The sequence below is a fragment of the Mesorhizobium sp. M0968 genome (genome assembly GCF_040319065.1).
In the GTDB taxonomy this organism is placed as follows: domain Bacteria; phylum Pseudomonadota; class Alphaproteobacteria; order Rhizobiales; family Rhizobiaceae; genus Mesorhizobium.
On sequence record NZ_JAMYNL010000075.1, the window covers coordinates 1 to 2,720 of the forward strand.

The 2,720-nt window shown below is 61.1% G+C and carries 2 protein-coding genes and 2 pseudogenes; 2 read left to right on the top strand and 2 right to left on the bottom strand.

Features of this window, described 5'->3' with window-relative positions; genetic code table 11:
• Positions 1–157: 157 nt before the first annotated feature.
• A pseudogene (locus NKH67_RS33865) lies at positions 158–259 on the bottom strand (LysR family transcriptional regulator); the annotation flags it as partial.
• A gap of 575 nt (positions 260–834) precedes the next feature.
• Here NKH67_RS33865 and NKH67_RS33870 point away from each other — a divergent pair.
• Both NKH67_RS33870 and NKH67_RS33875 read left to right on the top strand, forming a co-directional pair.
• Positions 835–1,110 (top strand): acyl carrier protein, encoded by a 276-nt coding sequence (locus NKH67_RS33870; protein ID WP_023679611.1) that lies wholly within the window; start codon positions 835–837, stop codon positions 1,108–1,110.
• Positions 1,111–2,316, top strand: a complete 1,206-nt coding sequence (locus NKH67_RS33875; protein ID WP_352849156.1) for a beta-ketoacyl-[acyl-carrier-protein] synthase family protein — start codon at positions 1,111–1,113, stop codon at positions 2,314–2,316.
• On the opposite strand, the pseudogene NKH67_RS33880 reads toward NKH67_RS33875, so the two are convergent.
• A pseudogene (locus NKH67_RS33880) lies at positions 2,303–2,467 on the bottom strand (LysR family transcriptional regulator); the annotation flags it as partial. The gene NKH67_RS33875 and the pseudogene NKH67_RS33880 sit on opposite strands and share 14 nt — an antisense overlap.
• Positions 2,468–2,720 lie beyond the last annotated feature (253 nt).

Sequence of the window (2,720 nt, forward strand, 5' to 3'; positions counted from 1 at the left end):
GGGCGACGACGGACTTGCCGCCGACTGATGACAAACCGCTCAGCGGCAGCGCAAGATCGTTCATGGTGGGTGTGGTCTCCGGGAATGGTTCGGATCGGCTTAAGCAACCAAATCCTACGTTTCAACGGCTTGCGCCACATCCACCAACCCCCATGAATTTGGTTAGGTTGATGCGGCGTGCCGCCGCCGTGAGGCCGCGCTCGCTCAGCAGCGCGTCGAGAACGACGAGAAGATTCAGATCGAGCCCTTTGAAACGCATGTCTTAGCTATCCATAGCGTGGATGCATTTGATTGAAACAAACGATTTTACCAATTTTCCGGAATGTCGCATGGACTTGGCAGGACCTCACGTGCGCCGATCACTGCCTCTATCGCGTGGCGAGTCCCTTGAGAAGAGCCCGAAAGAGGAAATCTGTCGCGTGCGGTGGAGATTGTACTGGGAATGAGAGGCAGCGCTCCGATCATGTCGAACTCTCCGACGAATGGCGGACCGGTACAATAGTTGATCGCAACTGGTCCGGAGCTATGAAACATCTCGATTACATATGAGGTGCCGAGTGAATACGCTGACAGCACCCACCGTCGCAGCGTTTAGCTGACGTTTGACGACGGTTCCTATCCATTTACACGCAGGTTCTTGATGTGCTGGCGCAAAAGCGGGAGGCCGGCGACTTTTCTTCGTCATCGGGCTGACGCCGCAGAAGCCGGAACTCGTCCGGTTCCTATGGGCATTGGGCTTGGTCGGTCGCACAGGCTCTATGAGGGGCAATTTTGGCAACGCGACGCGACTCGGGTTTTGAACGACGCCGAAAACGCAAGCTGGAAAGGAACAAGATGGCAGATCAACTCGCCAACGAAATAATCGCCATGATCAAGAAGCGCGCCGCGTCGGAGGGCGGCATAGCGCCTGCCACAGGCGGCGAGATAACGGCTGCCACGGGACTGACTTCGCTCGGTATCGATTCACTGGGATTGGCGGACGTTCTCTGGGACCTGGAGCAGGCCTACGGCATCGAGATCGAGATGAATACGGCCGAGGCATGGTCGGATCTCCAGAATGTTGGGGACATGGTGGAAGCCGTGCGCAGCTTGCTCGCTAAGGGGGTGTGAATGGACAGGCGCGTCGTGATTACTGGGATTGGCGGTATTTGCGGGCTTGGGACCAACGCCGCCGCCATTTGGACAGAGATGCGAGAAGGCCGCTCCGCCATCGGCCCAATCGTCAACTCCGAGCTCCATGAATTGAGGGTCAGGATCGGTGCCGAGATCAAGGCGCTGCCGGAGCATGACATCGACGGCAAGCAACTCATCTCCATGGACCGCTTCAGCCTGCTCGCTGTGCTTGCGGCGCGCGAAGCCATGCGTCAGGCCGGACTTTCCTCCAAAGAGAGAAATAGCTATCGCTTCGGTGCGACGGTGGGCGTTGGCGGCTGCGGGTGGGATGCGATCGAGCAAACCTACCGCGCCATCCTTCTGGGCGGTAAGCGTGCCGCTCTCTTGACTGTACCCAAGGCGATGCCGGGTGCCGCTGCCGGCCAGGTCAGCATGAGTCTCGGCCTGCGCGGGCCGGTCTTCGGCGTCACGTCCGCCTGTTCCTCGGCAAACCATGCGATTGCCTGCGCGGTGGACCAGATCAGGCTCGGCCGGGCCGACGTGATGCTTGCCGGCGGCAGCGAAGCGCCGCTCATATGGGGTGTGCTGAAGGCATGGGAAGCGATCCGCGTGCTTTCGCCCGATACTTGCCGGCCATTCTCGGCCGATCGCCAGGGCCTGTCGCTTGGTGAAGGCGCCGGCATGGCGGTGCTGGAAAGCTACGAGCATGCCCTGGCTCGGGGCGCCACCATCCTTGCCGAAATTGCCGGTGCCGGCCTTTCCGCCGATGCGTCCGACATCGTCGCGCCGACTGTCGAGGGGCCGGAGGCAGCAATGCGGGCCTGCCTTGCCGATGCCAGGCTGGACGCCGAGGATGTCGACTATCTCAACGCGCACGGCACCGGCACCAAGGCCAACGACCAGATCGAGACGGCGGCGATCAAGCGCGTCTTCGGTCAGCACGCCTTCTCAATGTCCATTTCTTCTACCAAGTCCATGCACGCGCATTGCCTCGGCGCGTCCGGCGCGCTCGAGTTGATCGCCTGCGTGATGGCTATCCGCGAGAGCGTCGTGCCGCCGACTGCCAATTATCGTGAGCTGGACCCCGATTGCGATCTCGACGTCACGCCCAATGTGGCACGCGAGCGCAAGGTGCGCGTGGCACTGAGCAACTCCTTCGCCTTTGGCGGCACGAACGCGGTTCTGGCGTTCAGGCAGGTGTAGAAGCCATGAGAGATGCCTCCGGCAACATTATCTCTCGCATCCAGATGCTTGCCGGATAACTATTGTGAAGGGCGGGTCATTGACCGCCTCGGCGAATGCGGGAAGTGGCAGCGGAAGCTCGACGATCCGGGGGTATCGTCTTTGCGAAATTCTTAACTGTTGAAGCGGCTTGGACGTACCGCCGCCCCGTAAAAGGTAAGCGAGGCCCTGCGGGCTCGGCTTGAGGGTCTGAAGCTGTACACGACAATGTCTGGAAGCCGCAGGGTCGGCTCTGCGCCCGTTATAGTCGCCTGAGTGCTGCCGGCCCGGCCGCGCCGCGGGCGCCGTCAACGAACTCCTTGAACCTGCGGACCTTGCCTGTCTTGGCCGACGCTTCGAAGCGCGCCGTCGTGCTGGCCTCCAGA